This is a genomic window from Pedobacter jejuensis, assembly GCF_003725795.1.
GTDB classification, from domain to species: Bacteria; Bacteroidota; Bacteroidia; order Sphingobacteriales; family Sphingobacteriaceae; genus Pedobacter; species Pedobacter jejuensis.
This window is the reverse complement of record NZ_RBEE01000043.1, coordinates 260,963-286,952: the sequence shown is the minus strand read 5'-3', so window position 1 is coordinate 286,952 and position 25,990 is coordinate 260,963. Positions and strand designations below refer to the sequence as shown.

16 protein-coding genes are annotated in these 25,990 nt (G+C 36.1%); 5 read left to right on the top strand and 11 right to left on the bottom strand.

The features are described from left to right. Positions 1–40: 40 nt before the first annotated feature. Together D7004_RS17820 and D7004_RS17815 are read right to left on the bottom strand one after the other, a co-directional pair. On the bottom strand, positions 41–1,732 hold the full coding sequence (locus D7004_RS17820) for a S41 family peptidase (protein ID WP_123207174.1): 1,692 nt from the start codon (positions 1,730–1,732) through the stop codon (positions 41–43). Positions 1,733–1,929: 197 nt separating this feature from the next. After that, entirely contained in the window at positions 1,930–2,145 is a 216-nt protein-coding gene (locus D7004_RS17815) for a hypothetical protein (protein ID WP_123207173.1), read from the bottom strand. 151 nt (positions 2,146–2,296) lie between these two features. On the opposite strand from D7004_RS17815, the gene D7004_RS17810 reads away from it, so the two are divergent. After that, complete coding sequence (locus D7004_RS17810; protein ID WP_123207221.1) at positions 2,297–2,899, top strand: porin family protein; 603 nt, start codon at positions 2,297–2,299, stop codon at positions 2,897–2,899. Positions 2,900–2,960: 61 nt separating this feature from the next. Here D7004_RS17810 and D7004_RS17805 read toward each other — a convergent pair whose 3' ends face one another. The 3 genes from D7004_RS17805 to D7004_RS17795 are packed head-to-tail and all read right to left on the bottom strand — an operon-like array spanning position 2,961 to position 8,461. Next, positions 2,961–3,746 (bottom strand): DUF4397 domain-containing protein, encoded by a 786-nt coding sequence (locus D7004_RS17805; RefSeq protein WP_123207172.1) that lies wholly within the window; start codon positions 3,744–3,746, stop codon positions 2,961–2,963. 7 nt (positions 3,747–3,753) lie between these two features. Beyond that, positions 3,754–5,343, bottom strand: a complete 1,590-nt coding sequence (locus tag D7004_RS17800; protein ID WP_123207171.1) for a RagB/SusD family nutrient uptake outer membrane protein — start codon at positions 5,341–5,343, stop codon at positions 3,754–3,756. A gap of 16 nt (positions 5,344–5,359) precedes the next feature. Continuing rightward, positions 5,360–8,461 carry a SusC/RagA family TonB-linked outer membrane protein gene (locus D7004_RS17795; RefSeq protein WP_123207170.1) on the bottom strand — a complete coding sequence of 1,034 codons (3,102 nt, stop codon included), beginning with the start codon at positions 8,459–8,461 and terminating at the stop codon, positions 5,360–5,362. Positions 8,462–8,696: 235 nt separating this feature from the next. On the opposite strand from D7004_RS17795, the gene D7004_RS17790 reads away from it, so the two are divergent. Continuing rightward, entirely contained in the window at positions 8,697–9,443 is a 747-nt protein-coding gene (locus tag D7004_RS17790) for a DeoR/GlpR family DNA-binding transcription regulator (RefSeq protein WP_123207169.1), read from the top strand. A gap of 43 nt (positions 9,444–9,486) precedes the next feature. Here the strand turns inward: D7004_RS17790 and D7004_RS17785 are convergent, their stop codons facing one another. The 3 genes from D7004_RS17785 to D7004_RS17775 form a co-directional block, all read right to left on the bottom strand. Beyond that, on the bottom strand, positions 9,487–10,785 hold the full coding sequence (locus tag D7004_RS17785; protein ID WP_123207168.1) for a RagB/SusD family nutrient uptake outer membrane protein: 1,299 nt from the start codon (positions 10,783–10,785) through the stop codon (positions 9,487–9,489). Between the two features lie 19 nt (positions 10,786–10,804). Further along, positions 10,805–13,978 carry a SusC/RagA family TonB-linked outer membrane protein gene (locus D7004_RS17780; RefSeq protein WP_123207167.1) on the bottom strand — a complete coding sequence of 1,058 codons (3,174 nt, stop codon included), beginning with the start codon at positions 13,976–13,978 and terminating at the stop codon, positions 10,805–10,807. Positions 13,979–14,048: 70 nt separating this feature from the next. Beyond that, entirely contained in the window at positions 14,049–15,245 is a 1,197-nt protein-coding gene (locus tag D7004_RS17775) for an anhydro-N-acetylmuramic acid kinase (protein ID WP_123207166.1), read from the bottom strand. Positions 15,246–15,402: 157 nt separating this feature from the next. On the opposite strand from D7004_RS17775, the gene nagB reads away from it, so the two are divergent. Beyond that, positions 15,403–17,328 carry a glucosamine-6-phosphate deaminase gene (gene nagB, locus D7004_RS17770; protein WP_123207165.1) on the top strand — a complete coding sequence of 642 codons (1,926 nt, stop codon included), beginning with the start codon at positions 15,403–15,405 and terminating at the stop codon, positions 17,326–17,328. A 135-nt stretch (positions 17,329–17,463) separates the two neighbouring features. Then, positions 17,464–18,606: an acyltransferase family protein gene (locus tag D7004_RS17765; protein WP_123207164.1), complete on the top strand. Its 1,143-nt coding sequence runs from the start codon at positions 17,464–17,466 to the stop codon at positions 18,604–18,606. Here D7004_RS17765 and D7004_RS17760 read toward each other — a convergent pair whose 3' ends face one another. Then, positions 18,607–20,154 (bottom strand): glycoside hydrolase family 10 protein, encoded by a 1,548-nt coding sequence (locus D7004_RS17760; RefSeq protein ID WP_123207163.1) that lies wholly within the window; start codon positions 20,152–20,154, stop codon positions 18,607–18,609. Positions 20,155–20,361: 207 nt separating this feature from the next. Here D7004_RS17760 and D7004_RS17755 point away from each other — a divergent pair, with 207 nt between their 5' ends. Continuing rightward, complete coding sequence (locus tag D7004_RS17755) at positions 20,362–21,264, top strand: hypothetical protein (protein WP_123207162.1); 903 nt, start codon at positions 20,362–20,364, stop codon at positions 21,262–21,264. Position 21,265: 1 nt separating this feature from the next. Here D7004_RS17755 and D7004_RS17750 read toward each other — a convergent pair whose 3' ends face one another. Then, positions 21,266–24,994 (bottom strand): sensor histidine kinase, encoded by a 3,729-nt coding sequence (locus tag D7004_RS17750; protein WP_123207161.1) that lies wholly within the window; start codon positions 24,992–24,994, stop codon positions 21,266–21,268. Positions 24,995–25,097: 103 nt separating this feature from the next. Then, on the bottom strand, positions 25,098–25,979 hold the full coding sequence (gene fabD, locus D7004_RS17745; RefSeq protein ID WP_123207160.1) for an ACP S-malonyltransferase: 882 nt from the start codon (positions 25,977–25,979) through the stop codon (positions 25,098–25,100). Positions 25,980–25,990: the final 11 nt, after the last annotated feature.

Genomic DNA, 25,990 nt, shown 5'->3' with positions numbered 1-25,990 from the left:
AAATTATACCTTCTTATAAACCAGCGATACTTTACTTATGCTAATCTAAAGTTGTGCTTTCTTTTACAGGTTTCCCAATCACTTTATAATTGCCATCACCTTTTAAAATTGCCAGCATTTGAGTTTGATTGTTAAAAAGAGATTTAGCGGCATTTAATTCTTTATCGTATTGAAAACTCTGCTCTATTCTTCCTTTTTCGTAAAAATATCGACTTACAATTTGGGTTTCCAATACTCTTTTAATCTCTGTCTTATGATTTGCTAAATCGGTCTTTTTAGCTGAAGTAAGTTTATTTTTAAGGTTTTCTAAATCGGCTTTAACTTCGGCAGTTTTATTTTCCTTATCTGCTTCGTAGCGCAATTCGGTAAGTAATCTTTCGGTTCTGCTTTGATAACTTAAATCCTTATCTGCCAGCGAATTTGCAAAAGCCGCATAATCGGCATCGGTAATTTGAAATGTTTTGGCTGATGCTACACTAGGTTTGTCTTTTTTATATTGATTTGCATAGTTAAAAAACATGCTTTTATTTAACATCGTTATAGTTATAGGGCTCAATTTTGCTGCCTCAACAACAATATCAGGATAGACGCCATTACCACTGTAAACATTTCTGCCCGCTTTGGTTTGGTACATGGTTATCGTCGAATCTGCAAAACGTTCTGCAATACCATCAGCATTTTTGTGTGTGTAATCTAGCTTTTGAATACATCTACCCGATGGCGTGTAATACTTGGCTACCGTAACTTTCACCAAACTGTTATAAGGCAAATTGAAAGTTTGTTGCACTAATCCTTTGCCATAACTGCGTTGTCCAATTACAATTGCTCTGTCTAAATCTTGAAGCGAGCCAGCAACAATTTCTGAAGCTGAGGCAGAATTATTATTTACCAAAACAACCAAGGGAACAGCTATTGAAATCGGTGGAACCTGTGTTTTGTATGATATGGTTTTCTCTGCATTTTTACCTTTTTGAGTTACAACGAGCAAATCTTTATTAACAAAAAGGTTAACAATTTTAACGGCTTCCTGCAATATTCCTCCTCCATTATTTCGCAAATCGAGTACAATGCCTTTTGGGTTTTCTTTATTTAAAGTTAACAACGCATCTTTAACCTCCTGACCAGAATTTTCCAGAAACTTATCTAGTTTGATGTACCCAACTCCATCGCCAACCATTCCGAAATAAGATACATTTGGCTGCTTAATTTCCTCACGAATGATTTTTTTAATCAGCTCTTTTCCATCGCGGTTTATGGTTAAATCTACTGCTGTTCCTTTTGGTCCACGGAGGAGTTGACTAATTTGCCCACGCTCCTTACCTTTAATTTCGATATTATTAATTTTGATGACTTGGTCGCCAGCTTTTACATCAGATTTATTTGCAGCATAACCTTCGCTTACTTCATTAACAAACAGTTTCCCATCAATTATCACAGTTCCAGCGCCAATACCGCCATACTGTGTACTTACATATTTTAGTTTATAATCTTCAATTTCCGATTCAGGAACGTATTCTGTGTATGGATCTAAACTTTCCAGCATTGCGTCAATTCCGGTTCTCATTAATTCGGGCGCACTGGTTTCATCAACATAATTAATATTGATTTCTTTGTATAGCGAAGCAAAAATATCGAGGTTTTTAGAAACCAGAAACAAATCTTCTTTAAAAGAAAAGGATAAAATTGCTAAGCCAGAAACCGCCGCAATAACTAAATATTTAATCTTTTTCATCCCTTATTAAATTTAAAATCTGCTGGTAAATTAAAATCTTGTTTCGAGATTAATTTTTGAATTGTACAATGTAAATGTACAAAAAGTGATAAAGATTTAAAACAGGCTAAACCCCTAAATAGATGATAAACTGATATTAACAGGCTTAATAGAAAGATTATTGCCCGAACTAAAATGGTAAAGAAGAAAATTGAAGATTACAATCGGTTGCCTTTAGTATCAGCAAGTGCTTTTTGAAGGGTAAACTCTACATAAGTACGATCGCGTTTTACCAATCGCATAATATCATCAACCAATTTATCTTCGTTTCCCGGAGTAAAATCTAAAGGTTGATCAACAAGATCGCGATATTTTCTAAAAAACTTAATTTTAACCTTTTCTGCGTTATCTTTTGTTAATTGGAAATTTGCCATCGTTGTATTGATTTGAAACAAAAGTAAAAATATTATCGCTGATTGACATCTTTTTTATACAATTTTGTTGCGAGGTTTAAATAGATTTCGGCATTACATGATAATTCTGTTAAATGTGCGTTATATTGAAAAACCCATAAACTTAAACACAATGAAAAAACTTATCTTCTCAATCATTTTCCTAACCGTTGGTTGGGCTAGTGCTCAGGCACAGAGTTTTAATCTCGGCATAAAGGCCGGCGTAAACCTCGCAAAAATTAATGCTGATTTCGCAAGCGAAGAAAACAGATTAGGTTACCAAGTTGGTGCATGGGCCAGAATTGGTGGTGCCAGCTTTTATGTACAGCCAGAAGCCTACATCGGAAGTAAAGGCAATAAATTTATAAGCTTTACCAACAACAGCAACACTGAAATTGCAGCCGAAGGAAAAGTAAAATTTACCACATTAGATATTCCGGTTTTATTAGGAACAAAATTTGGAAGTAAAAACTACAATATTCGCGTTATGGCTGGCCCAGTTTTATCATTGATTTTAGATGATAGCTCTACTTTTAGCTCGGCTTACCAACAAGCAACAGATTTCGACAATTACAAGAACCAGGCTTTTGGCTTACAGGCAGGCGCAGGTGTAGATGTTGGTTCGATATCTGTAGATTTACGCTATGAAGCCGGATTAACAAATATTAGTAAAAGTGAAAAATACAAGCAAACACCTAACTTATTTCAGTTGAGTTTAGGGTTTAAGATTTTGTAAACAGATTTTGAGTAAATAAAAAAGGCGACCGATGGTCGCCTTTTCTTTTTGTTATTTTCCTTTATCGATTCGGAGTATTATCAATAACAGGCCGATTAACAGCAGTACCTGTATAAGGCAATGTTATATCCCCTCTTAAACTGAAGCTATAGGTATTAGATTTGATAACACTTACTGCAGTTCTGATTACAATATTGTTTGGTGTACCCGTGTATCTTAATATCAAATCGTAAACTCCTTGTGGGACCTTGGCAAAATTTGAAGCACTTTTATAAGCTACATTTGTTGCAACAGTTGTTTCAACCAAACTTGTTGTATTTTTTAGAACCAAATCAAAAGGATTTGCATTGTAAGAAGCATGAACAAGACGTATGTAAGCTCCAGATGTATCAATAGCGGGCAACACATCATCAATCACAAAAACATCTGTTTTCTTGGTTGTGGTGTTATACAGGCCAGATAAATAAATGGAATAATTTTTACCTTCAGCAACTTGTTTGTTTAGAGTTGCAATAACCAAATTAGGATCTGCCGTAGCTGTACTAGGACGTTGTGCCATAAAATCGTAAGTACCTGGGGCAATAATAGCATATGCATTCGTTGACGGATAAACATTTGAAAACGCAACTCCAGAAGTTCCACTTTCTATTCCTGTTGTAGAGCTAGCAGCCGTAACTTTTGTACTTCCTGCATAAAAATTAACAACTGGAGCGTTTAGTGCGAAATTGAAATATTTTAATTGAGCGCCAGATACCGGTACTGAAATTTCTTGAACAGCGTTTTTCTTACAAGAATAAATTATTGTAGATAGCAGTATTACTGCTGATATGATGTATTTTCTTTTCATAATTAAATTATTGAGGCGTTGTTATCCACATTTCCTTAGTTTGATAATCGGTTGCCAAACCACCAATCGCGCTAAGGCCAACTCTATTCCAAACATATTCTGAATTAAACCTAGGACGCATTCGCTGAACTACTTTCGCTTGATTATCTGGAAAAAGCACTGTAGGAATAGTAAACCCTATAAAAACCTGATTTGCCGTAACTGGATCTTTATCAGTATAATGGTATCTTCTCAAGTCTGTCCATTGTTCTAAATGGCCCCATGCCCATTGCGCAATATATTTTTGACACATAATCTGTGATAGTGTCAAATCATTCGGATTTCCTGGTACAATAAGCGGCGAAGCAAGGTAAGTATTCTTTTCTGTTGCACTTATTTGAGTTGGAGTTTGTCCATCATCAGTATTTCTTGCATTTACAAAGTCAAAATGAGCTGAAACTGCATTTCTGTACGCAGTTAAAGCAGTTGACTTATCTCCCTTTTTATAAGCGGCTTCAGCTTTTATGAACTGCAATTGGGAATAAGTCATGATTGGAAACTTATTTTTACGTGCAAATAAATATCTAGCAGGTGTAGTGGCCGAAGCATTTGCGGCAGCCTGAGAAGCGTAGCCCCAAAGATTTAGTGGTTGTTGGGCTGCTGTTAACGCACCTATCCCTAACGTTGGCTCCAGACCGCGATATAATCCATCTGGAGATGGAGCAAGCATTCTGGATAATCTTGGGTCAACGACCCCAGTAAATGTGGTACCATCCAGTAAGGATAGAATGAATTTTGTCTGTCTTAGTGTGCCTATGTTATTTCTTGTTGCCGATAAAAAGTTGGCATCATCATTTGCTGTTCCTGCGTAAGGAATCAGAGCATCATCAGCATTACCAGCAAATGAGGCATCAACTGCAGCAATAATATCATCTGGCTTGTAAAGCGAGGTTTTATTAGAATAATGATTTAAAACCATTGCTTTAAAACCATAAGCAAATTTAATCCATAAAGCACGGTTGCCTCTGTAAACAAAATCCGTTTTGCCTAAATAAGCATCGTTTACTGCTCCATCAGTTCTCCTTAAATTGGCAATAGCTGCATCAATTAATCTTAATGTTTCTTGATATGCAAATTCCTGTGTATCGTAATTGAAAGAGGTTTTATTTGGGTCAAATGCTTCTTTAATAATAATTTCACCATTGGCATCTGTAGCGCTAAGCCATCCCCATGCTTTCAAAATTTGTGCTACACCTAATAAATCCCAACGTTGCTGACTTTCTGCCTTATTCGTCATATCAATTAGATTTTGCCCAAAATCAAAATAAGTGGCTCTCCATATCTGACCACCCTGATCAGGTGCTGTACCAGCTTGATTATTGCCATGCCTTTCCCAAAGGTCTTGGGTAGCTGTAGAGGCTAAGTTCTGGGTATAGCGACCAATATAAATTCCATCAAACTGAGGTGCTGAAGCCATCCAGTGCAACATTGGAGATAAATACAAATTTGCTTCAACTGACTGTGGTGCATTTGGGTTTGTATTTACATCCAAGAATTTCTTACAACCACTTACGGAAATAAGACTTCCCAATATTAATAGTATATATAATTTTTTCATTTCTTATTTCTCCTTATTATAAACCGATTTTAACACCAAAGTTTAATCCTATTGGTATTGGGAAATTACCATAATCTATCCCTGAAGCACCAGAACCACCTACCGCAGCTGTGTTTCCATTAACAACGGGATCAAGTCCTGAATAATTTGTAATTAAGAATAAATCTGTACCGGTTACAAATACGCTTGCACTCTTAACAAATTTTTGGCGTTTTAGTAAGTTTTGAGATAAACGATATTGTAAGGTAACATCCTTTAATCTTATCCAGTTAATATCTTTTTCAATAAAAAGCTCTTCACTTAAAGTTGTATAATAGGTATTTTGATAAAAGGGAGTGACTGCAATATTATTAATTGTTGGATTTGCGCTGTTTTCTTTACCATCTTGAATAACACCTTTAACAATTCTAGGCGTTAACCTATCTAGTGTCATGGTACTTAAGCCTCTTTGTGTAAGAAAACTCTGGGTGGCGTTAAGTACATCGCCGCCTTTTCTAATATCCAACAAGAATGACAATGCAAAATCTTTATATGCGAAAGTATTTGTAATACCGATGGAAAAATCTGGTTGTCTGTCATATCCTTTTCCAGAACCTTGAATAACAACCGATGATCTAACTGGCAATCCAGACACTGGATTGATTAAAATATCTCCACTATTATTCCTTAAATAGAACGTACCTGTCAAAGACCTTGTCGAATAACCTGGTGTTGTTCCATTTCTAATCGTTCCATACACATTGGTATCAGAAACATAAGATTCAGGAAGTTCATTTGGTAAACTTATAACAGTTGCTCTTGCACTTTCAAAATTTACTAAGGCATCCCAGCTAAAATTATTTGTTTTTATCGGTGTTCCACGTAAGGTTATTTCGATACCTTCATTTCTGGTTTTAGCTCCATTTAAATTGAATAAAACGTATCCAGTAGCGTAGCTACCTCTAATGTCATTAACAATCTGATCGGAGGTTTCTTTGCGGTAAACAGTGAAATCGAATCCCAGTCTATCTTTAAAAAATGCCAATTCTGTTCCTACCTCGTAAGAACTTGCAAACTCTGGTCTTAAAGCCAAATTCGGTCCTGTAAAACCGTAACCAAATCCTCCTCCAACAGTTGCCTTACTTTCTAATGATGGAACATAACTATAAGGTCTCGCATCTTTACCTACGTTAGCAAATGCAGCTCTTAATTTACCTGAGGTAAACACGGTACTTAAAGCTTCTTTAAAAGCAGGAACTTCTGTAAATATAAAACTACCTGATACAGAAGGATAAAAGAATGAATTAGCTCCGATTGGAATAGTAGATGTCCAGTCATTTCTACCAGTAGCGGTTATATATAGATAATCCTTATAACTTAAAGTTGCCCGACCAAACAAACTGAATAACCTTCTTTGCGAAATAGAAGATTTTGCATTTCTTAACGTTGTTGTAGTATTATTTATGGAGATGAAGTTAGGCTCTAAAAAGCCTTCTCCGTATTGCGCATCGATGGTAGATCTTAAGTCCTGTATCGCATTACCTAAAGTAGCATCGAAAGACAAATCAGATGTGATTTTTTGCTTTGTTAAATTCAGTAAATTCTGAACGTTGATATTTCTGGTATTGTCATTTGCGACATCCATAATTCCTTGCTTATTAAACCCTCTAGAACTTTCTGGGTGACTTAGCAATAAATTTTTGTTAGAATATACATCAAAACCAATATTTGATTTTAGATTAAGCCATTTAACAGGTGTAATTGTAAAGCCAAAGTTCGAAGTTATCCGATTTTGAATGGAATTAATTTTATTCTTATTTACGTTAAAGTATGGGTTTTCAATCTCTGATGTTAAATCTGTAGCAGTTGTAAACCTTCTACGCGTACCTGCAGCCGTTAAATAGTTTCTCGCATCATCTTCTTGAGGCCATAAAAGCAATCCGATTAACGGGCCCCCAGATCCTTTAAATGGCTGATTATTCAAGGCGTAAGTGTAAGTCATGGATAAATCAACTTTCATCCAATCATTCAACTTACCATTGGTAGAGCCATTTAACGTAAACCTATCGTAATTAGAATTGGGCACAACTCCATTTTGTGCAGTGTAAGATGTAGAGATTCTGTAACTCATGTCCTGTCCACCGCCATCGAAAGATAGGTTATGTTTCTGAGTAAGTGCAGTCTGAAAAAAACCATCAATATTATCGTATAACACCGTACCAGGTGCATAAGCAGGTCCAAAATATTGTAGTGTTCCTGGCCCAGAAACACCATTTGTACCTAATCCATATACACCTTGAATTTCAGGTTTGGCACTTGTTTTTTCTATACGAAAGCTATTGCTATAATTAATTGAACCTTGACCCGATTTACCACGCTTTGTTGTAATTACAATTGCACCATTTGCAGCATCGATTCCATATAATGCTGCTGCTTCCGGACCCTTTAAAACCACCAAGCTTTCAATGTCTTCTGGATTAATGTCGGCTGCACGGTTGGTAAAATCAACACCTCTGTTGGAAAACGCCGTAGTTGAACTGTTGTCTGAATAAAATGCACTTGTATTCAGAGTCTTATTATCTATGGGTAAACCATCTACCACAAATAATGGCTGATTGCTACCACTAATAGAACTTACACCTCTAATTGTAATTGACGATGATGCACCTGGTACGCCAGAAGAACTTGTAACCTCTACCCCTGCAATACGACCTTGAAGAGAATTTATGAAGTTCTCTCTTTGTGTCCCAGCAATTGCAGCACCAGATACCGTTTGTTGAGATGTTCCTAACTCACGCTTTTTTACGGTGTTACCTAAGGCAGTAATCACAACCTCATCCAAACCTTTCGCATCAGATTGTAATGCAACGTTAATAGTTGTATTTGCACCTACGCTTCTTTCTACCGTTGCATAACCAATATAAGAAAACGTTAAAACATCTGTTTTCGATGCTTTAATGGAGTAAGTACCATCTCCATTTGTTTGAAAAACTACCGTGCTTCCTTTAACTTTGATGGAAACACCAGGTATTGGTCCGTCGGATGACGTAACCCTACCGGTAACGGTTATTTGTTGCGCTATGGCATGAGCCAGCAACAAAAACGTACCGATAAAAATTAAGAGTAACTTTTTTTTCATAAACTGCCAATAAGGTTAGTAAAGTGTTTAGTTGTTTGATGTTGGGTTGATTCTTTCAAAAACACGCAAAATACCGCATGTTATTTAATATTAGGCTAATATCATAAATGTTTTTCAATAAAAGAACAAACAACCAACTATTTTATTTACAACCTACAGTATATAATTGCACAAAACCGCAAAAACACGCACAATTCTGAAAATAATTTTTACTTTCGTGTAAACCAAACCTTATATGCTCAAAAAAGAAAGGCACGATTTCATTATGCGCCAAATCAATCTCCATAACCGGGTACTTACTTCAGATTTAGTTCAATTGTTAAATGTTTCTGAAGATACCATTAGAAGAGATTTGCAAGAGTTGGTTGATATGGGTTTGCTTTTTAAGGTTCACGGAGGTGCATTATCAAAGTCTTATCATTCTTCATTTGATGACAGTACGGTGTATGCCAGAGATAGTAAAATCATCATTGCCAAAAAAGCAACCAACTTAATTAAAGATGGCATGGTTGTACTAACGGGTGGCGGAACCACCATTTTAGAATTTGTAAAGCAACTTCCCGAAAGCATTCAAGCTACTTTTTTTACGATAAGCCCATTAGTGGCTGTAGAACTGGCGAAGTACAATAATATTGAAGTTATTTTAATCGGAGGGCTTTTCTCTAAAAATTCGCAGATTACATATGGCGGACATGTAATTACACAGCTATCTGAAATTAAAGCCGATCTTTGTTTAATGGGTACTAGTGCCATTCACCCCGAAGAAGGTTTAACCGATACCGATTGGGAAATTAACCAATTAAAAAAAGCCATGTTGGCTGCTTCTAAAAAATCGGCTGTGCTTTGTATCTCCGAGAAACTAGATATTGCTTTGCGCTTGAAAGTTTGTGCTATCGAAAGCATCAGTTACCTGGTTACTGAACTGGATGCTACCGATGAAGCCCTTTCGGGATACACGATAAAAAGTTTGAACATCCTATAATTAAAAATGGTTCCGGCGTAAAGTCGGAACCATTTTTTTTGCTTTAGAATGCCGGATCGGCAGGCGTATTTGGATTATTATCGCGTTCTTGAAATGGATAAGGGAAAAAATTTCTCTTTCTATCTGTAAGTGGTTGATTAAATCTTCGCATATCTTCGAGCTTCAAGCCAGACATGTAAAGTTCTATACAGCGATTTTTATAAATCAAATCCAATAGTTGTTGTTGTGTATAAGTACCGGTTAAAGCTGGTAGTGCTGCGCCTACACCAAAAGGATCTGTAGCAGCCGTTTTTGTTACCACTTTATTTAATTCGTTTAGTGCGTTGTTTAAATCTGGTGTTCTCGCATAAACTTCCGCTTTTATCAAGATAATTTCTCCAGGCAAATAAATTGGATAAGCAGTTCCTACAGCAGCACCAAATCCATTAATACGGACCGTTGGAGCAGTAGTTGATGTTGTTGTGTAAAATGGTATACGCTTATCAGCAGCATCAGGAATAAATGCACCGGTTAAACCTAAATTTGAATCAGTAGGTTGAAATACATTGTTCGTAGACGTTGATATTTCAAAAATCGGATTTAGGGTAATTGCATCGAAATTGAACGATGATCTTTTTGTTAAATCTACCAAATTTGCTGCTGTTAATGCCAAAGCATAGTTTCCGGCAAACAGTGCATACCTTGCCTTTAATGCATACAAGGTATTCATAATATCAATACCTGAAGGAATTTGCGCTAAAAATGTTGTGCTCATTGGATTCGCGGATACGACAGCAATTGCATTATCAATTACCGCTATGGCTCTATTAAAACCTTCTACACGAGTTATAAATGAAACATTAGCACCAATAGAAGAAGGAACTCTTTCCCAATACTGAGACATGTTTCCAATTGCCATTGCTTTAAAAACACTCGAATAAGCAATTAAACCCGCGGCGTAATTTTTATCAGCTAATGCAGCTGAATTAGTGATTACATTATCTGCATCATATATAATTTTATTGGCATTAGTCCATAAATTTAATAAAATCGAGTTGGTTCCATCAATAGCGCTACCACCTGTGCTTAACTGCAATTCAGGAATATTTCCAGAGTTACGCAAAAGTACTTCGTTGGTTACAAAACCATTTGCAGTAATGGAATTAAAAAGCAAACCTGGCCTGCTAACCGTGTAAACTCTCTGCAAACCTACGGATATACCTGTTAAACCCTTTGACGATGCCAATACATCGGCAGCAATTGCCCCATTGGGGTCTTTATATTCTTTTTTGCATGAAAACAACATCAATGAGGCTGTAATCATTATTAAAAAAGATGGATATTTTATGTTTATACTTTTCATAACGATTAATTTTTAGGAATTAAAATTTAGCCTGTAAACCCAAAGAAAATGTGCGTGGAATTGGCACAGAACCAAAATCAATGTTTCTTAGAATAGTTGATTGCCCTCCAGAATTTAATTCCGGATCGTAGCCTTTGTAGTTATCCCAGCTGAATAAGTTTCTACCACTTACATTAACAGTAAGATCTTTTACAAACGAAACTTTACCTAAGTTATAACTTAAAGAAATCTCTCTTAATTTTACAAATGAACCATCATCAATACGCCATTCTTCAGTTGCATAAACACCTGCGATATAACCTCTAGGTATTTGACCTAAATCTTCTTGTTCTGCAACTTTACCATTCCCAACACCCTGCCTTGTTCGCCAGTCTGCATTCCAAACCTCACCGCCCTGAACAGCATCCAACTGAACATGTAAACTCAATTTTTTATATGTAAAATCATTAACAAAAGATGCTGTATAGTCAGGATTAGGATCGCCTAAAACCTTCCGTAAAGTTGTTCCTGTCGGCAATCCATTTGCATCGCGTTGAGGTGTAAATGTTGTTGATGAAGTTTGAACACCTTTTTCTAATTGAGGTATACCTGCTGAATTGGTCAATAAGTTTCCATCAGCATTGCGTGCGAAAAATGTTCCATAAAATACTCCAATTGGCTGACCATCGATAATAGCAACAGGTGCACCAGGGTTGGTTGATATCAAACGTAAGCCACCAGTACCAACAGCTTTATTTCTGTTTCTGTTAAATATTACAGTTGTGTTCCAACTGAAATCTTTAGTCTTTAAAGGCACGCCACTAAGCATTAATTCGAAACCTCTGTTTCGGATAGAACCCGCATTATCCAGTAAACTAGAGAAACCAGTTGTTGGCGCAACAACCACCGGGATTAATAAATCCTTAACATTTTTATTATACCAGCTAAATGTTAAACTTAAACGATTCTTAAAAAAGGCCATATCTGTACCAATTTCCAATTCTTTCTGCCTTTCTGGCTTAACGCTTGTATTCGCTAACTGGCCGCTGGAAACTAAAGAAATTTTACCTACATAAGAACTTGAAGAATACTCGTTGAAACGGTCGTACGGCCCTATGCCAGTTAAGTTACCTGATTCGCCATAAGCTGCCCTAACTTTAAAGGCATTCCACCATGAGCTAACGCCAAAATCTTTCCAATAATCAGCAGATGATGGAACATAACTAATGTTAGCTTTTAAATAATATTGAGTTCGGTTATCTTCGCCAAACACGGTTGATTGATCGACACGAACAGCGCCTGTTACAAATAAATGATCTTTATATTTAAAGTTTTGTTGTAAATAAGCCCCGGAAATCGACAATTCTGATCTTCTATCACTATTTGGCAAAATTGAACTTGCTCCGTTTACTGTTTCTACGAATGGTGCTAAACCTCTTCCGTTTAATAAACTATATAAATCTTTCTGATATTGATATGACCCCCCCAATTGTGTGGTAGAACTCAAAAGCGATGTTAATTTAGCATCGTATGTAAAGTTCAATTCATTATTAAATAACGTTGTTGTTGCATTGGCTGCACTTGCATAACCATTAAGCGATGGATCTAAAGTTGCGCCTCCTCCGTAAAACCCTGTGCTAACGTTGTAAGCAAAAGGCGGAATAAAAGTTGTACCATTTTGAATGGAATTATCTACACCCATGGTGTAATCAACTGTTAAATTTTTAACAGGATTTAATTTTAAACCCGTATTTGCTATAATCCGATTGGAAAATTGCCGCTGTTTTATATCTTCAATTACTGAAACCGGATTTACACGACCACGTTCGCCAACCGCAAGTAAATTCCCTAAAGCATCGCGTTTAAAAATATCATGGAAATTACCAATAATGGTTACCGAATTCATTGGAGAAAAGAATGAGTTTCCATCAGGTTTTTCGTTTGCATCGCTATGTACATAATTGAATCCAGCAGTCATTCTTGCCCAATTATTAATTTTCTGATCTAAATTGGCTTTAAAATTATACCTTGTAAAATCTGTATTCTTAATAATTCCCTGGTTTTTGAAATAACCAGCTGAAGTATAAAATTTAGTATTATCATTACCTCCAGAAACTGAAACCGAATTATCTGTACCAACACCTGTTTGGAAAATATAGTCCTGATAATTATAACGCGTAACTGGTGTTGTGTTAGTTAACAATACTGCGGGCGTATTCGGAACTACAACAACTGTTTGAATAATATCTTGTGTAAAATCGTTAACCGAACCACCAAATTTAATCGGTGCCTGGTTTACTTCCACTTGCTTACGCAATTCGCTAATGGTTACACTGGTATTAAAGCTTACTTGTGTTGCACCAGATTTACCTCTCTTTGTAAAAATCTGGATTACGCCAGCATTAGCTCTAGAACCATAAATTGCCGCAGCTGCAGCACCATTTAAAACCTCAATATGATCGATATCGGCTGGACTTATATCTACCATTCTGTTTTGCCCTATTGAACCAACAAAAGTTCCATTTCCGCCGGTACCACCACCTCCTCCATCATAATTGGCAGAAGTATTGGTAACACGAGTGGTTGAGTTATTCGCAATAACACCATCAATTATATAAAGTGGCTCTGATGATGAATAAACAGAACTGATACCCCTCAATCTCACTGACATGCCCCCAGCGGGATCTCCATTATTCTGACTTATTTGCGCCCCTGGTGTTTTCCCTTGTAATGCAGATAAAACGTTTCCACTTGGTGCTTTATTTAAATCATCACCTTTTACGGTACTTACATAGCTACCCAATTGTTTACGGGTTGTACCTTGAGATGTACCTGTAACAATAACTTCATCCAAACCAACAGCATCAGTACCTAAAGCACCATTTAACTGAACTTGGTCTGCACTTCCCAAATCGGCAGTTTGCGTTATGGTTTTATAGCCTACATAAGATATTTGTAGCTGATACTTGCCTGCAGCTAAATCAACCTCAAAACTGTAAGCTCCATTTGCATTGGTGCTGGTTGATAATGTAGTATTTAAAATTTTTACTACAGCCCCAGGAATTGGGTCTTTTGTTGCGCCATCTGTTACCTTTCCGCTAATGGTATAGCGTTTGGTTTGGGCATGAGCCACCTCTGTTAATAAGAGCAACAGAAATGGAATCATCAAAATTAAAAGAAACTTTGATAACCATTTTTGGTAAATTTTTTCCATAAAATTAAGGATTTTAGTAAAGATTAGGATTGAGAGCAAATTTAATAAAATAGCGCATATACAAAATGTTTTATTTGGGCAAACTAATTTTTCCCATACATATTGATGGCACACCTTGTCTTTCTCCAAAGTTAATTGGGTTTCCGCACAATGTTTCATTAGCTAAAACTGCAAATAACACAGCTTCTTTCGCATCAGGGTTGATGTTTAAATCATCTGTTGTAAGAAAAGTAGAATAAGGCAACTTAGCTTTCAAAAGGCTAACCAGTAAAGGGTTATGCATACCGCCACCACTCATAAATACCTGTGCCGCAGCATCATTCCCAAAACATCGCTGAATTGCATTAGCTATGGTTTCTGCAGAAAAATGGCATAAGGTTGCCATTACATCTTCTTTACTTATATTTTCTGCTGATGATTGCCTTTGAGCTGCTAACAAATATTCGAGATTAAATAATTCAGGCCCTGTGGTTTTCGGAAACTCAACCTCAAAAAAATCGCAGCTAAGCAAAGCAGATAATAAAGGCTTATTTAATGTTCCCGATGAAGCAATTGCTGCATTTTTATCATAAAAAAGGTTGTAGTGCTGCTGAACATATTGATCCATTATGGTATTTCCCGGACCAACATCTGTAGAGAAAATTTCATTTGCGTTTAATGTTCCGGGCAAATAAGTGAAATTGGCAATTCCGCCAATGTTTAGCATTACTCTATTTTCGCCCTTTTTCGAGAAAATCAGATAATCGCCATAAACCGCTAATGGAGCGCCTTCACCTCCAGCAGCCAAATGCTTTTGCCTAAAATCCGACAAAGTTATAATTCCTGTTTTTACTGCAATATGGTCGCCATCGCCGATTTGTAAAGTGCCATTCGGGTAATCTGTTATCTTATGTAACGATTTTGGCGCATGAAAAATGGTTTGCCCATGGCTTGCTATAAAATCAATTTCATCATTTTTATAACCCCATTCTTTCAAAGCACGATTAATTAATGATGCATGTACATCGGCAATATGTTCATTCATCAGGCAAACCAGTTGTAAGTCGACTTCTTTTTTAGAAAATATGGCTTTTATTTTAGCACGAAAGTCATCCGTAAATTCACCGGTTTTAAATTCTAAAATCTTAATGTCGGTTTCTGCACCACTACCGCTAACTTTACAAAGCGCAATATCTAGTCCGTCCATCGAGGTACCACTCATCAAACCAATAATCAATCGCTCTTGCTTATTAGCCTTTGTGTACAATTTTTCTATCTGATGATTCATAATTGAAGTGATTATTCTGAAAACGATCAAACGTTTGTTTGTGCCTTTAATTCGTTTTTCACGATTTACTTGCAATAAAAGTAAATAACCTTTGTTAAAAATCGGGCACAACTATCTATATTTACTGCTCCGTACATCATAATCCATACAAAAAAAAATGGCAAGATTAAATCTACTGGAGGAAACACGCTTCGAAAAACTACCGGTTAGCGTGTTCGAAAATCCGAAAATTGCATCTGTAAATGTTGCGCATCGCATTGCAGAACTCATCAAAACAAAACAAGCTAATAACACACCTGCCGTGCTCGGCTTGGCTACTGGTGTTACGCCAATTGCTGTTTATGCAGAATTGGTAAGGCTACACAAGGAAGAAGGATTAAGTTTTAAAAACGTAATTACTTTTAACCTGGATGAATATTATCCAATGCAGCCTAACGCTGCACAGAGCTATGTTACTTTTATGAACGAAAATCTTTTCGATCATATAGACATTGACAAGAACAACGTACACATCCCAGATGGTACTTTAGCTTTAGAAGATATACCAGCCTTTTGTTTAGATTATGAGAAGAAGATTGGCGATTTAGGCGGACTAGACATTCAGATTTTAGGTATTGGTCGTACTGGTCACATTGGTTTTAATGAGCCGGGTTCTGCACCAAACTCCGGAACGCGTTTGGTAACCTTAGATGATTTAACCCGCAGAGATGCTGCACGTGATTTTGGTGGTAAAACTTTTGTGCCAACGAAAGCAATTACCATGGGAATTGGTACCATTTTTAAAGCCCGGGAAATTATTTTAATGGCCTGGAGCCGTAAAAAAGCTTCAATTATCAAAAAAGCTGTTGAAGGTGAAATTTCTGGAGATGTACCGGCAACATACCTTCAGCTATCCGATCATGTTGAGTTTATTTTGGATGCTCCAGCAGCGTCAGATTTAACTCGTTTTGATACACCTTGGTTGGTTAAAGATTGTGTTTGGACAGAAGCTTTGATTCGTAAAGCTGTAATCTGGCTGGCAAATACCTTGAAAAAACCAATTTTAAAGCTTACTGAAGACGATTATAACAATAATGGTATGGCACAATTGGCTACTGAAAAAGGGCCAGTTTATAATATCAATATTCATATTTTTAATAAATTACAACACACCATCACTGGTTGGCCGGGTGGAAAACCTAATGCTGATGATTCTCAAAGACCAGAAAGAGCAGAACCAGCTAAAAAAAGGGTAATTATTTTTTCTCCACATCCGGATGATGATGTGATATCTATGGGTGGTACCTTCATTCGTTTGGTAGATCAAAAACACGATGTACATGTTGCCTACCAAACTTCGGGCAATACAGCGGTTTGGGATGATGATGCCCTACGTTTTGTCGAGTTTAATGTAGATTTTACCGAGAAAATGGGAATGGATAATACTCATCTTAAAGAGCTTTATCAAAAGATGAGGACTTTTATTGATGATAAGAAACCCAACCAGGTTGATACCCCAGAAATACAAACGGTAAAAGGTTTGATTAGAAAAGGTGAGGCCATTGCCGGCGCTCGTTATTGCGGTTTAGATGATGATCACATTCATTTCCAGGCACTTCCTTTTTATGAAAGTGGTAAAAATCAAAAAAACCCGGTAACGAATTTAGATATTGAATTAACCATAGCGCTTCTACAAAAAGTTAAGCCAGAACAAGTTTTTGCTGCGGGAGATTTTGAAGATCCACATGGTACGCATATTGTTTGCTTTAATATTATTTTAGCTGCTTTAACCGAATTGCGTAAAACAGAGGCATGGGCTAAAGATTGCTGGTTGTGGATGTATCGTGGTGCATGGCACGAGTTTGAAACACATGAAATTGAAATGGCAGTGCCTATCAGTCCACAGGAGTTGGAGCGTAAAAAGTATGCCATCTTTAAGCACCAGAGCCAGAAAGACAGAGCTGTTTTTCCAGGCGATGACGCAAGAGAATTTTGGCAAAGGGCTGAAGATCGCAATCGCGATACCGCCAAAGCTTATGATGATTTAGGCTTAGCCGAATATGAAGCGATGGAAGCTTTTGTTAGGTGGAAGTTTGAAGATTAGGTTATAATTTAGAAAATCCTGCTTTGGAAATACAAAGCAGGATTTTTAATTTAAATCGATTACAAAAGTTTTTGAAGTTTCTATTTCCAAAAACAATACTCTAAATTAGTTTTCGAAATCTAACCCAAATTTGAAATGACCCAACCCAAACAACGTTTGCTGTCTCTTGATTTTTTTAGGGGATTAACCGTAGCCGCCATGATTTTAGTAAATAATCCGGGCAGTTGGAGTCATATTTATGCACCTTTAGAGCATGCAGAGTGGAATGGTTGTACGCCAACAGATTTAGTATTTCCATTTTTCCTTTGGATTGTAGGTGTTTCAATAGCTTTTGCGATGAGTAGCAGCAAAGCAGATCCATCAACACATAAAAAAACTATTTTAAAAGCAATTAAACGCGGTTTAACCCTTTACTTTTTAGGCTTTTTCCTAGCCATTTTCGGGAAACTTCTTAACGATCCTGCCCATGCTTTACAAACTGTAAGGCTACTAGGTGTACTTCAGCGCATTGGCATTGTATTTATCATTAGCAGTATAATCTTTTTAAAAGCTTCACAAAAAACGATTTTTAAAACCCTTATAATCATACTCGCAGTTTATTGGGCATTATTAACCTTCGTTCCTGTTCCGGGTGTTGGTTATCCAAATTTAGAAAAGGAAACCAGTTTAGCAGCATGGATTGATAGAGGGATTTTGACTGAGCCACATATTTGGGCATCGTCAAAAACCTGGGACCCAGAAGGGGTTTTAAGCACATTACCCGCCATTGGAACTTGTTTATTCGGCATATTGGTCGGAATTTGGATGCGCAGAAAAGATGTAGATAACCCTACAAAAGTTGCATGGTTGTTTAGCGCTGGTGTTGCTGCAATTATTCTAGGCTTGTTGTGGGATTTACAATTACCGATTAACAAAGCACTTTGGACAAGCTCTTACGTTTTATATGCTGGTGGTTTAGCTTCAGTTGCCTTGGCACTTTGCTATTGGATAATTGATGTTCAGGGCTATAAGAAATTTACAACCCCTTTTGTAGTATATGGTGTAAATGCCATTACGGTGTTTTTTCTAGCCGGATTAATGCCAAGAGTGTTAAATTTAATTCAGGTAACAAACCCTGATGGAACAAAAACCGGCATTTTAGTTCGTTTTTACGAAACCTGCTACGCACCTTTTTTCTCTCCGATAAATGCCTCGTTGGTTTGGGCAATAACTTATGTGCTTGGCTTTTACGTTCTCCTTTACATTATGTATAAAAAGAATATTATTATCAAAGTTTAATTAATCTTCTTTAGCCATTGGAATTTCTACGCCAACTGGTCCGGATGGCTCACTTTCGTTTTTCAATCTATCTAAAGCAGTTACTAAATAGCTATATCTTTTCCCGCTTTCTGTGGTTGTATCAATGAAAGTCAGGTAATTATCAAAACTAATTTTTAAGATATTTTTAGGGTCGAGTATTGATATTTTCTCACCCTCTACAAATCTGTAAACTACAAATCCAGATGCAGTTTCTCCATCAGTAGCTTTTGTTGGCATTAACCACTTCAAATGCACACCATCTTTCAATGCATCAGCGGTTAGCGCTAATGGCTGGTTTGGCGGCGTTTCATCTAACCAAGGCATTTGAGGTGGTAAAGCCGGGTATTTGTATAAATCGACTTTTAAAGAATCGCCAACTGCCCTTGCAACGGTACTTAACGACTTAGAAGAGAAGAAAACACTTCCTTGGATACGAGAACTTTCTCTAACCTTTCTTATTTGATTTGGAATTTCTGATAGGTTTCTCCAAGCTAGTTCTGCCCTCGAATTTACTAGATAAGCGCCTTGCCCAATATAAACATGCCTTCCGTAAGCATTATTACTCCACCAATCTAAAAGCACTCCAAATGGGGCTACCTTCCTGGTAAACGTAAAATAAATTTGTGGGTTGATGTAATCTACCCAGCCCTCCTTTACCCATTTCCTACTATCAGCATACAATTCTGCATAATTTGACAGGCCACTACTTGCCGAACCTTCTGGATCTTCATATTTATTTCGCCAAATCCCAAAAGGACTAATACCGAATTTAACATACTTTTTATAATGATGAACGCTATCATCAACCATTTTGATTAACAGATCTACATTGTTTCTTCGCCAATCCTTTATGTTAGAGAAGTTGTTTGGATTTTTGTAGAAAGTATCTCCATCATTAATCCTTTGTCCTTCAATTGGATATGGATAAAAATAATCATCAAAATGAATCCCATCAACATCATAATTTTTTACAACATCTAAAATAACCTGTGTAATGTATTCCCTAACTTCAGGTATGCCGGGGTCAAATTGCTTCTTTCCTCCATAGGTAAAAAACCATTCAGGGTGTTTTTTTGTAATGTGCTCTGCACTTAGCGGCGTTACGCTATTCATACTTGCCCGGTATGGATTAAACCATGCATGTAGTTCCATCCCGCGAAAGTGAGCTTCTTTGATTGCAAACTCTAATGGGTCATAACCGCCTGCTGGGGCTAAACCTTGTTTGCCCATAAGCCATTGGCTCCAAGGTTCTCTTCCTTTGCCATAAAATGCATCGGCAGCTGGTCTAACTTGTAATAAAATGGCATTTAAACCTTGAGATTTATGTCTTTCAAGAATACCAATTAACTCTTGCTTTTGTTGATCTACAGATAGCCCTGGCCTTGATGGCCAATCAATATTGCTTAAGGTAGCAATCCAAACCCCTCTAAACTCTCTTTTTGGTGCAATTTTTGATGTTGGTTGTGCATTTGATATATAAGGTAGTATAATTAAAGATAAAAGTGCGTATAGGAAGTTTTTAAACATTATTTCTGTCTGTTTTTTTATTCGGGATGTAAAGTTGTTTAAATTTTAATACAATTTGAACATTAGCAAGTAAACGATTTTTTTTACAAACTCATATATTTTTTTTTAAAAAATATTGCCATTACGTTTTTCTATACTTGATTGTAATACCATTTACCTATGAAGACAAAAAGTATAATTAACTGAAACGAAAGAGCATGATTAAAAATGGAACCACAACAAGTTAATAAGGGCGATAGAAATAAAATTTACTTTCTTATAATTGTAATCGCTGCTTTAATTGGCACAAACGGATATTTATTTTTTAAAGATCGGCAACAAGGAGAAAAAATTGTTACGGTAAGTACAGAAAAAGATAAACTAAGGCTTGAGGTAGAAAAGATTGAGGTAGAATTAGATAAAGTAAATGCTCTTAATCTCGATTTAAATGAGAAACTATTGGCGGAGCAAAAACTTGCCAGAGAGAAAATTGCTGAGTTAAAACTCGCTCTTGAAAAAGGAACCATCACCAGAAATGAGTTGGATAAAGCTCAGATTCAAATTGATGAGTTGAAAGTTTTCATTAAAAATTACAACGACCAGGTTAATCAACTTCAAAAGGAAAATATATTTCTAAAATCAACAAAGGATAGTTTAGAAAATTCGATTAGAAATGCGAACGACAAAGCCAACAACTTGGCAAATGAAAACGCAAATCTTAACGCCAAAGTAAAAAAAGCTGCTGCTTTAAAAATACAAAAGGCAGAAATTATTGCATACAGAACTAAATCTAGCGGTAAAAAAATCGAAGTAACTAAATCATCTGGTGCTCAAAAATTAAGCATTCGTTTTGTTGTAACGCCTAACGAACTTGCTGAAAAAGGCCATCATAATATCTATTTAAGGGTATTTGACCCAGCAGGAAATTTGCTTGCTGATGAAAGTAATCGTTTCGAGGCAGATGGACAAGAAATGCAATTCAGCCACTCTATATTTATCGATTACAATAACGATAATAGCACCTACACTATCGACTGGACAAACCCAAAGCCTTATATAAAAGGAATTTATACGGTTATTCTATACACCGACGGAACAACAATGGGTAAAGCACAATTGGAACTTAAATAAACTAGACTAATGGAAAGTTTAGGTAAAATGTTGTACCATTTCCAATTATCGATGTAAAAGAAACACTTCCACCTGCATTTTCTACCGCTTGCTTAACGAAAGCTAAACCCAAGCCTGTTCCTGATGTTTTAGTTGTAAAGTTTGGAACAAATATCTTATCATGTAAAATGGCCGGAATACCCTTTCCATTATCTTTTATTTCGATGTAGGCATTCTTATTATCATGATAGACCAAAACGCTAATTAAGCACTTGCGGTCTTCATCATTTGCTTCTATAGCATTTTTAAAGAGGTTGTTAAATGTTCGTAAAAGCTGGTCTTTATCTGCCTGTATGTAAACATTAATTTCCGAACGGTTCATAATATTTATCTCTACCTGCTCAATGCTTTTAAAAACCTCTCTTGCTTGTTCTATAACAGGTAAAATTGCTGTTTGCTCCAACTTTGTATCTGGCATTTTAGCAAAGTTCGAAAACTCCGAAGCAATTTTTGATAAGCTATCTATTTGCTCGATGAAGGATTTACTAAATTTATTAAACTTGAGTTCAAAGTTAGGATCTTGCTCTTTCCATGATTTTTCTAACAATTGTACACCTAGCTTTAGTGGCGTTAATGGATTCTTAATTTCATGAGCCACCTGCTTCGCCATTTCTCTCCATGCACTTTCCCGCTCCGAACGGGCGAGTTTTGTCGCACTATCTTCTAAAGCGGCAATCATACTATTGTATTCTTTTATCAAAGAACCAATTTCATCGTGACGACGCCAAACAATGGGTTCGTTCCTTTGCCCGATTTTTGTTTTGCTAATGCTTTCCTGAATAAAAGTTAAAGGACTCGTAATCTGATTGGCTAAGAAAACGGCTAAAACACCTATTGCCACAAAAACCAGAGCATAAATATTTATAAGATTACTTACAAATAGAGCAATTTTATCTTTGTATTCATCCTCGTTAGAATAGTTGGGCAAACCTATGTAAGCGATGGTTTTATTTTGCGCATTTCTTATCGGCGCATAAGCAGCTGCGTATGTTAGGTTACCTATTTTTTCATCCTGATTAATAAATTCTGACCGTTGCAAACCATTTAAGTTTAAATAAGCCATCGGACCCATTTTACGCCCTATAATTTTAAAGTTATAAAGCTTAGGGTAGGTTGTCATAATTACATCACCATTTGTATCATAAAGCGTTAAATCTGCATTATTAATATCGGCGAAGTTATTAAAGTCGGCTACAGCATTTTCATCAGTACTTATCTTCCCCTCATTAAAAACTTGTTTTTCAAAATTCTGCTGTACTTTTCTAATATTATCTTTAATTAAAACATCTTGTTGACCACGGTACTCATTGTTCATATACCAATACGTCGTCCATCCTACCACGAGTAAAGTGGCTACAACAGTTAAAATAATCGAAACCTGAATACGTGTTTTATAGAGTATTTTATTTGCGTTAATCATTAAAGAACGATTAATGCTAAACCAGCCAACCCTATCGTCATCAAGATTTTTTACAAGCCAAACTAAACCATAAAGTATAATACTAAAAAGAATAAAAACCAGAAAGAAAAAGGAAAGTGCGGCAAGTCTTTCAACATAACCAACCTTTTCTTTACTGATAATAACCATTTTACGTTCGCTTGGCTTAAAAATTAGGTGGTTGTAACTTTGTGATACTTCGTTGGTCGTAACAAAATCATTTACTTTCCCTTTAAATCCACTTCCATTTAAGGGATACGTATAAGCACCTGATTGATTGAGCAACTTTTCATCGTTATACAGCGCAATAGAATAGCCTTTAAATTCTTCATCTTTACCATATTTCTGCTCTGCCAGCAGGTCAGGAAGCCGATTATTGTAGTTATATGGCTTAGAACGCAATTCTATTATTAGTGTACCAAGTAAAATATTGTCTTTAATTACGGGTACAATGCCAAAATAATCTTGATAACCAAAGGTATTGTTTACCTGATAAAAGAAATTTGAAGCTTCTATTTTAATAGATCCTGATTCTACTAACCTTTTGTATTTTTCTATAGGTTGCGCTTCTAAATTGCTTATAGCCGTTTCAAATTTATTATAATCGTAAATGTTATAATCGTAGCGATTTAAATATCCATCTAAATAATCTTTTAAGTGATTCTTTAAAACTGCAAAATTAGCCTTGTCTGCGTTCGTAAAGTATTTAACTAAAAATTCATCTTCAAGCAATTGCCTTTCCAATTTGCTCAGGGCAATAATTGCATTTGGATCCTCTGTAGATTGCACCTTTCTGGCAAGCAATTCGCGTTCACTTCTTTCTTTAATATCTTTATACTTAATGTATTTTATGGACGTATTGAATGCCAAACAGAAAAAAAGAATGGCAAGCAAGCCAACTGAAAAATGCTTGTTTTTGATGTAAGATATTCTACCAATAATAAAAAGAACCAAAGCATATACTATAAAAAATGCAGTAAAATCGGTAAAAACCTTGTATATAAAAACGCCTGCAAAACCTGTTAAAAACAAAATTACCCGCTCTTTATTGGTAACATTAAGCTGTTTTGATATTTCAATAGATACAACTGTAGTTAAATAAATTTGAAACCAAACCAGGCATAAAATAACAATGCTTACCCAGCTATTGCCACTCAGTTTAAGGATGTTTATTATGTCGAAATTTATTTTAGAGTTGTTAATTAGTCCGAAAAATAAATCATCAACAAAGAAGGCTACGGCAGAAATATGAATAAGCAAAAGCACATGAATGAACAAGCCAATCGGTTTACTTTGCTTTATCCAATCAGGAAATTTATATTGATCTTTATGATTGTAAACAAATAAAAGCCACCAGGTACCCGCAAAAACGTTCATTAAAAAATCTCCTAATGAGGGTATGAGATCGCTGTTTGCATAAATTTTTGGGTCGAAAAGTTCTAAAGGAAAATGATGGTTAAACCAGCCAAAACTTATGTCAGTTAATCTACCAATTAAAAAGAATGCAAAAAACAATAAGCTAGCCCAAACTAAATAACCTCTCCTGGCGATGTATGAGCATAAAGAATTAAAAAACATACATATACACAAAATGCCAGCTACAAATAGCCAGACTTGTGTGTCAGAATAATAATCATCGGCATAGCCTGGCTTAACTTTTAATCCGAAGAGAAAAATATTTTCGCGGCTTTTGATGGAGTAAATATCTTTATCGTAATACGAAGAAACAGTTATAATTTTCGAATCGGATAGTAAACCATCCATATCGTTCTTGAAATATTTATTTTCAGGAACGGCATAACGAGATTGAATGGAGATTAAAAAAAGTAGCGTGAAGTCTTTATCGGTTTTCTTAATAACTTCATAATCGCCATTTGATAAATAGATAACAGATTTACCTTCCTTAATTGATGCAGGATTAATATCTGAAACTTTTATCGTGCTCCAATATTTAAGTTTGTTGTTTTGAAAAGTTTGGAGGTTTATGCCAATCGGGCGATATTTTATTAAAAAATCTAGGGCTGGTTGTGCATCTATGTGATACCTTTTTGCCGCAGCAATTTCTTTTTTATTAGATAAGAAATCATCAACAATTTTTTCTTTAGATAAAAGATTTTCCTGAACCTCCTTCGCATCCCGCTCCAAAAGTTCCTCTTTATCTGTAAATCTGTTTAAAGAAATAGAGGTTGCAATAAGGCAGCAACCCAAAACAAATAATAGAAATCTTATTTTTACACCAAAGCTCAATTTCATCAGTTTGATAAAGATATTAAATATTGGCGAAAGATAATTGTTGCATCACAAATCAAATTGATATTGTGATGCAGCCTGTAAATGTTTATTATATCAACGCAAACTAAGCAACTGTAGCACTACTTGTTGCAACTTCTCTGCTAACTTTTTTTACTAAGCCTTGTAAAACATTACCCGGACCAACTTCTACAAAATCAGTTGCACCATCTGCCAACATGTGTTCTACAGTTTGTGTCCACCTTACGGCACCAGTTAATTGCTTAATCAGGTTTTCTTTTATTTGTACCGGGTTAGTATAGGGTTTTGCATCAACATTTTGGTAAACCGGACAAACTGGAGTAGTAATATTTGTAGCCTCAATTGCGGCTTGCAGTTCTATTTTAGCAGGCTCCATCAATGGTGAGTGAAAAGCACCACCAACGTTTAATTTTAATGCTCTTTTTGCACCAGCTTCAGTAAGCTTTGCACAAGCTAAATCAATTCCTTCAATACTACCTGAAATAACCAATTGCCCAGGGCAGTTGTAATTTGCCGGAACAACTACTGCATCAATTTCTGCGCAAATTTTTTCAACTACATCATCAGCCAAGCCTAAAATTGCAGCCATTGTAGAAGGTTGCGCTTCGCAGGCTGTTTGCATCGCGTTTGCACGTGCAATAACCAATTTAAATCCATCTTCAAAACTCAAAGCGTTGGCCGATACCAAAGCAGAAAATTCGCCTAAAGAGTGGCCTGCAACCATATCTGGTTTAAAATCATCACCTAAAACTTTAGCCAAAATTACTGAATGCAAAAATATTGCAGGCTGAGTTACATTTGTTTGCTTTAGTTCTTCATCAGTTCCACCAAACATAATATCGCTGATTCTAAAACCGATAATTTCATTGGCTTTCTCAAATAATCCTGCTGCTTTTGGGTTTTCATAAAGATCTTTACCCATTCCAACAAATTGTGCTCCCTGACCAGGAAAAATATATGCTTTCATACCCCTTAATC

What these genes read in the sequence shown, in the direction of transcription:
- D7004_RS17760 (WP_123207163.1), bottom strand. Translation starts at nt 20,154, where the DNA reads ATGTTTAAAAACTTCCTATACGCACTTTTATCTTTAATTATACTACCT.
- D7004_RS17815 (WP_123207173.1), bottom strand. Translation starts at nt 2,145, where the DNA reads ATGGCAAATTTCCAATTAACAAAAGATAACGCAGAAAAGGTTAAAATT.
- D7004_RS17765 (WP_123207164.1), top strand. Translation starts at nt 17,464, where the DNA reads ATGACCCAACCCAAACAACGTTTGCTGTCTCTTGATTTTTTTAGGGGA.
- D7004_RS17810 (WP_123207221.1), top strand. Translation starts at nt 2,297, where the DNA reads ATGAAAAAACTTATCTTCTCAATCATTTTCCTAACCGTTGGTTGGGCT.
- nagB (WP_123207165.1), top strand. Translation starts at nt 15,403, where the DNA reads ATGGCAAGATTAAATCTACTGGAGGAAACACGCTTCGAAAAACTACCG.
- D7004_RS17775 (WP_123207166.1), bottom strand. Translation starts at nt 15,245, where the DNA reads ATGAATCATCAGATAGAAAAATTGTACACAAAGGCTAATAAGCAAGAG.
- fabD (WP_123207160.1), bottom strand. Translation starts at nt 25,979, where the DNA reads ATGAAAGCATATATTTTTCCTGGTCAGGGAGCACAATTTGTTGGAATG.
- D7004_RS17785 (WP_123207168.1), bottom strand. Translation starts at nt 10,785, where the DNA reads ATGAAAAGTATAAACATAAAATATCCATCTTTTTTAATAATGATTACA.
- D7004_RS17820 (WP_123207174.1), bottom strand. Translation starts at nt 1,732, where the DNA reads ATGAAAAAGATTAAATATTTAGTTATTGCGGCGGTTTCTGGCTTAGCA.
- D7004_RS17795 (WP_123207170.1), bottom strand. Translation starts at nt 8,461, where the DNA reads ATGAAAAAAAAGTTACTCTTAATTTTTATCGGTACGTTTTTGTTGCTG.
- D7004_RS17750 (WP_123207161.1), bottom strand. Translation starts at nt 24,994, where the DNA reads ATGAAATTGAGCTTTGGTGTAAAAATAAGATTTCTATTATTTGTTTTG.
- D7004_RS17755 (WP_123207162.1), top strand. Translation starts at nt 20,362, where the DNA reads ATGGAACCACAACAAGTTAATAAGGGCGATAGAAATAAAATTTACTTT.
- D7004_RS17805 (WP_123207172.1), bottom strand. Translation starts at nt 3,746, where the DNA reads ATGAAAAGAAAATACATCATATCAGCAGTAATACTGCTATCTACAATA.
- D7004_RS17800 (WP_123207171.1), bottom strand. Translation starts at nt 5,343, where the DNA reads ATGAAAAAATTATATATACTATTAATATTGGGAAGTCTTATTTCCGTA.
- D7004_RS17780 (WP_123207167.1), bottom strand. Translation starts at nt 13,978, where the DNA reads ATGGAAAAAATTTACCAAAAATGGTTATCAAAGTTTCTTTTAATTTTG.
- D7004_RS17790 (WP_123207169.1), top strand. Translation starts at nt 8,697, where the DNA reads ATGCTCAAAAAAGAAAGGCACGATTTCATTATGCGCCAAATCAATCTC.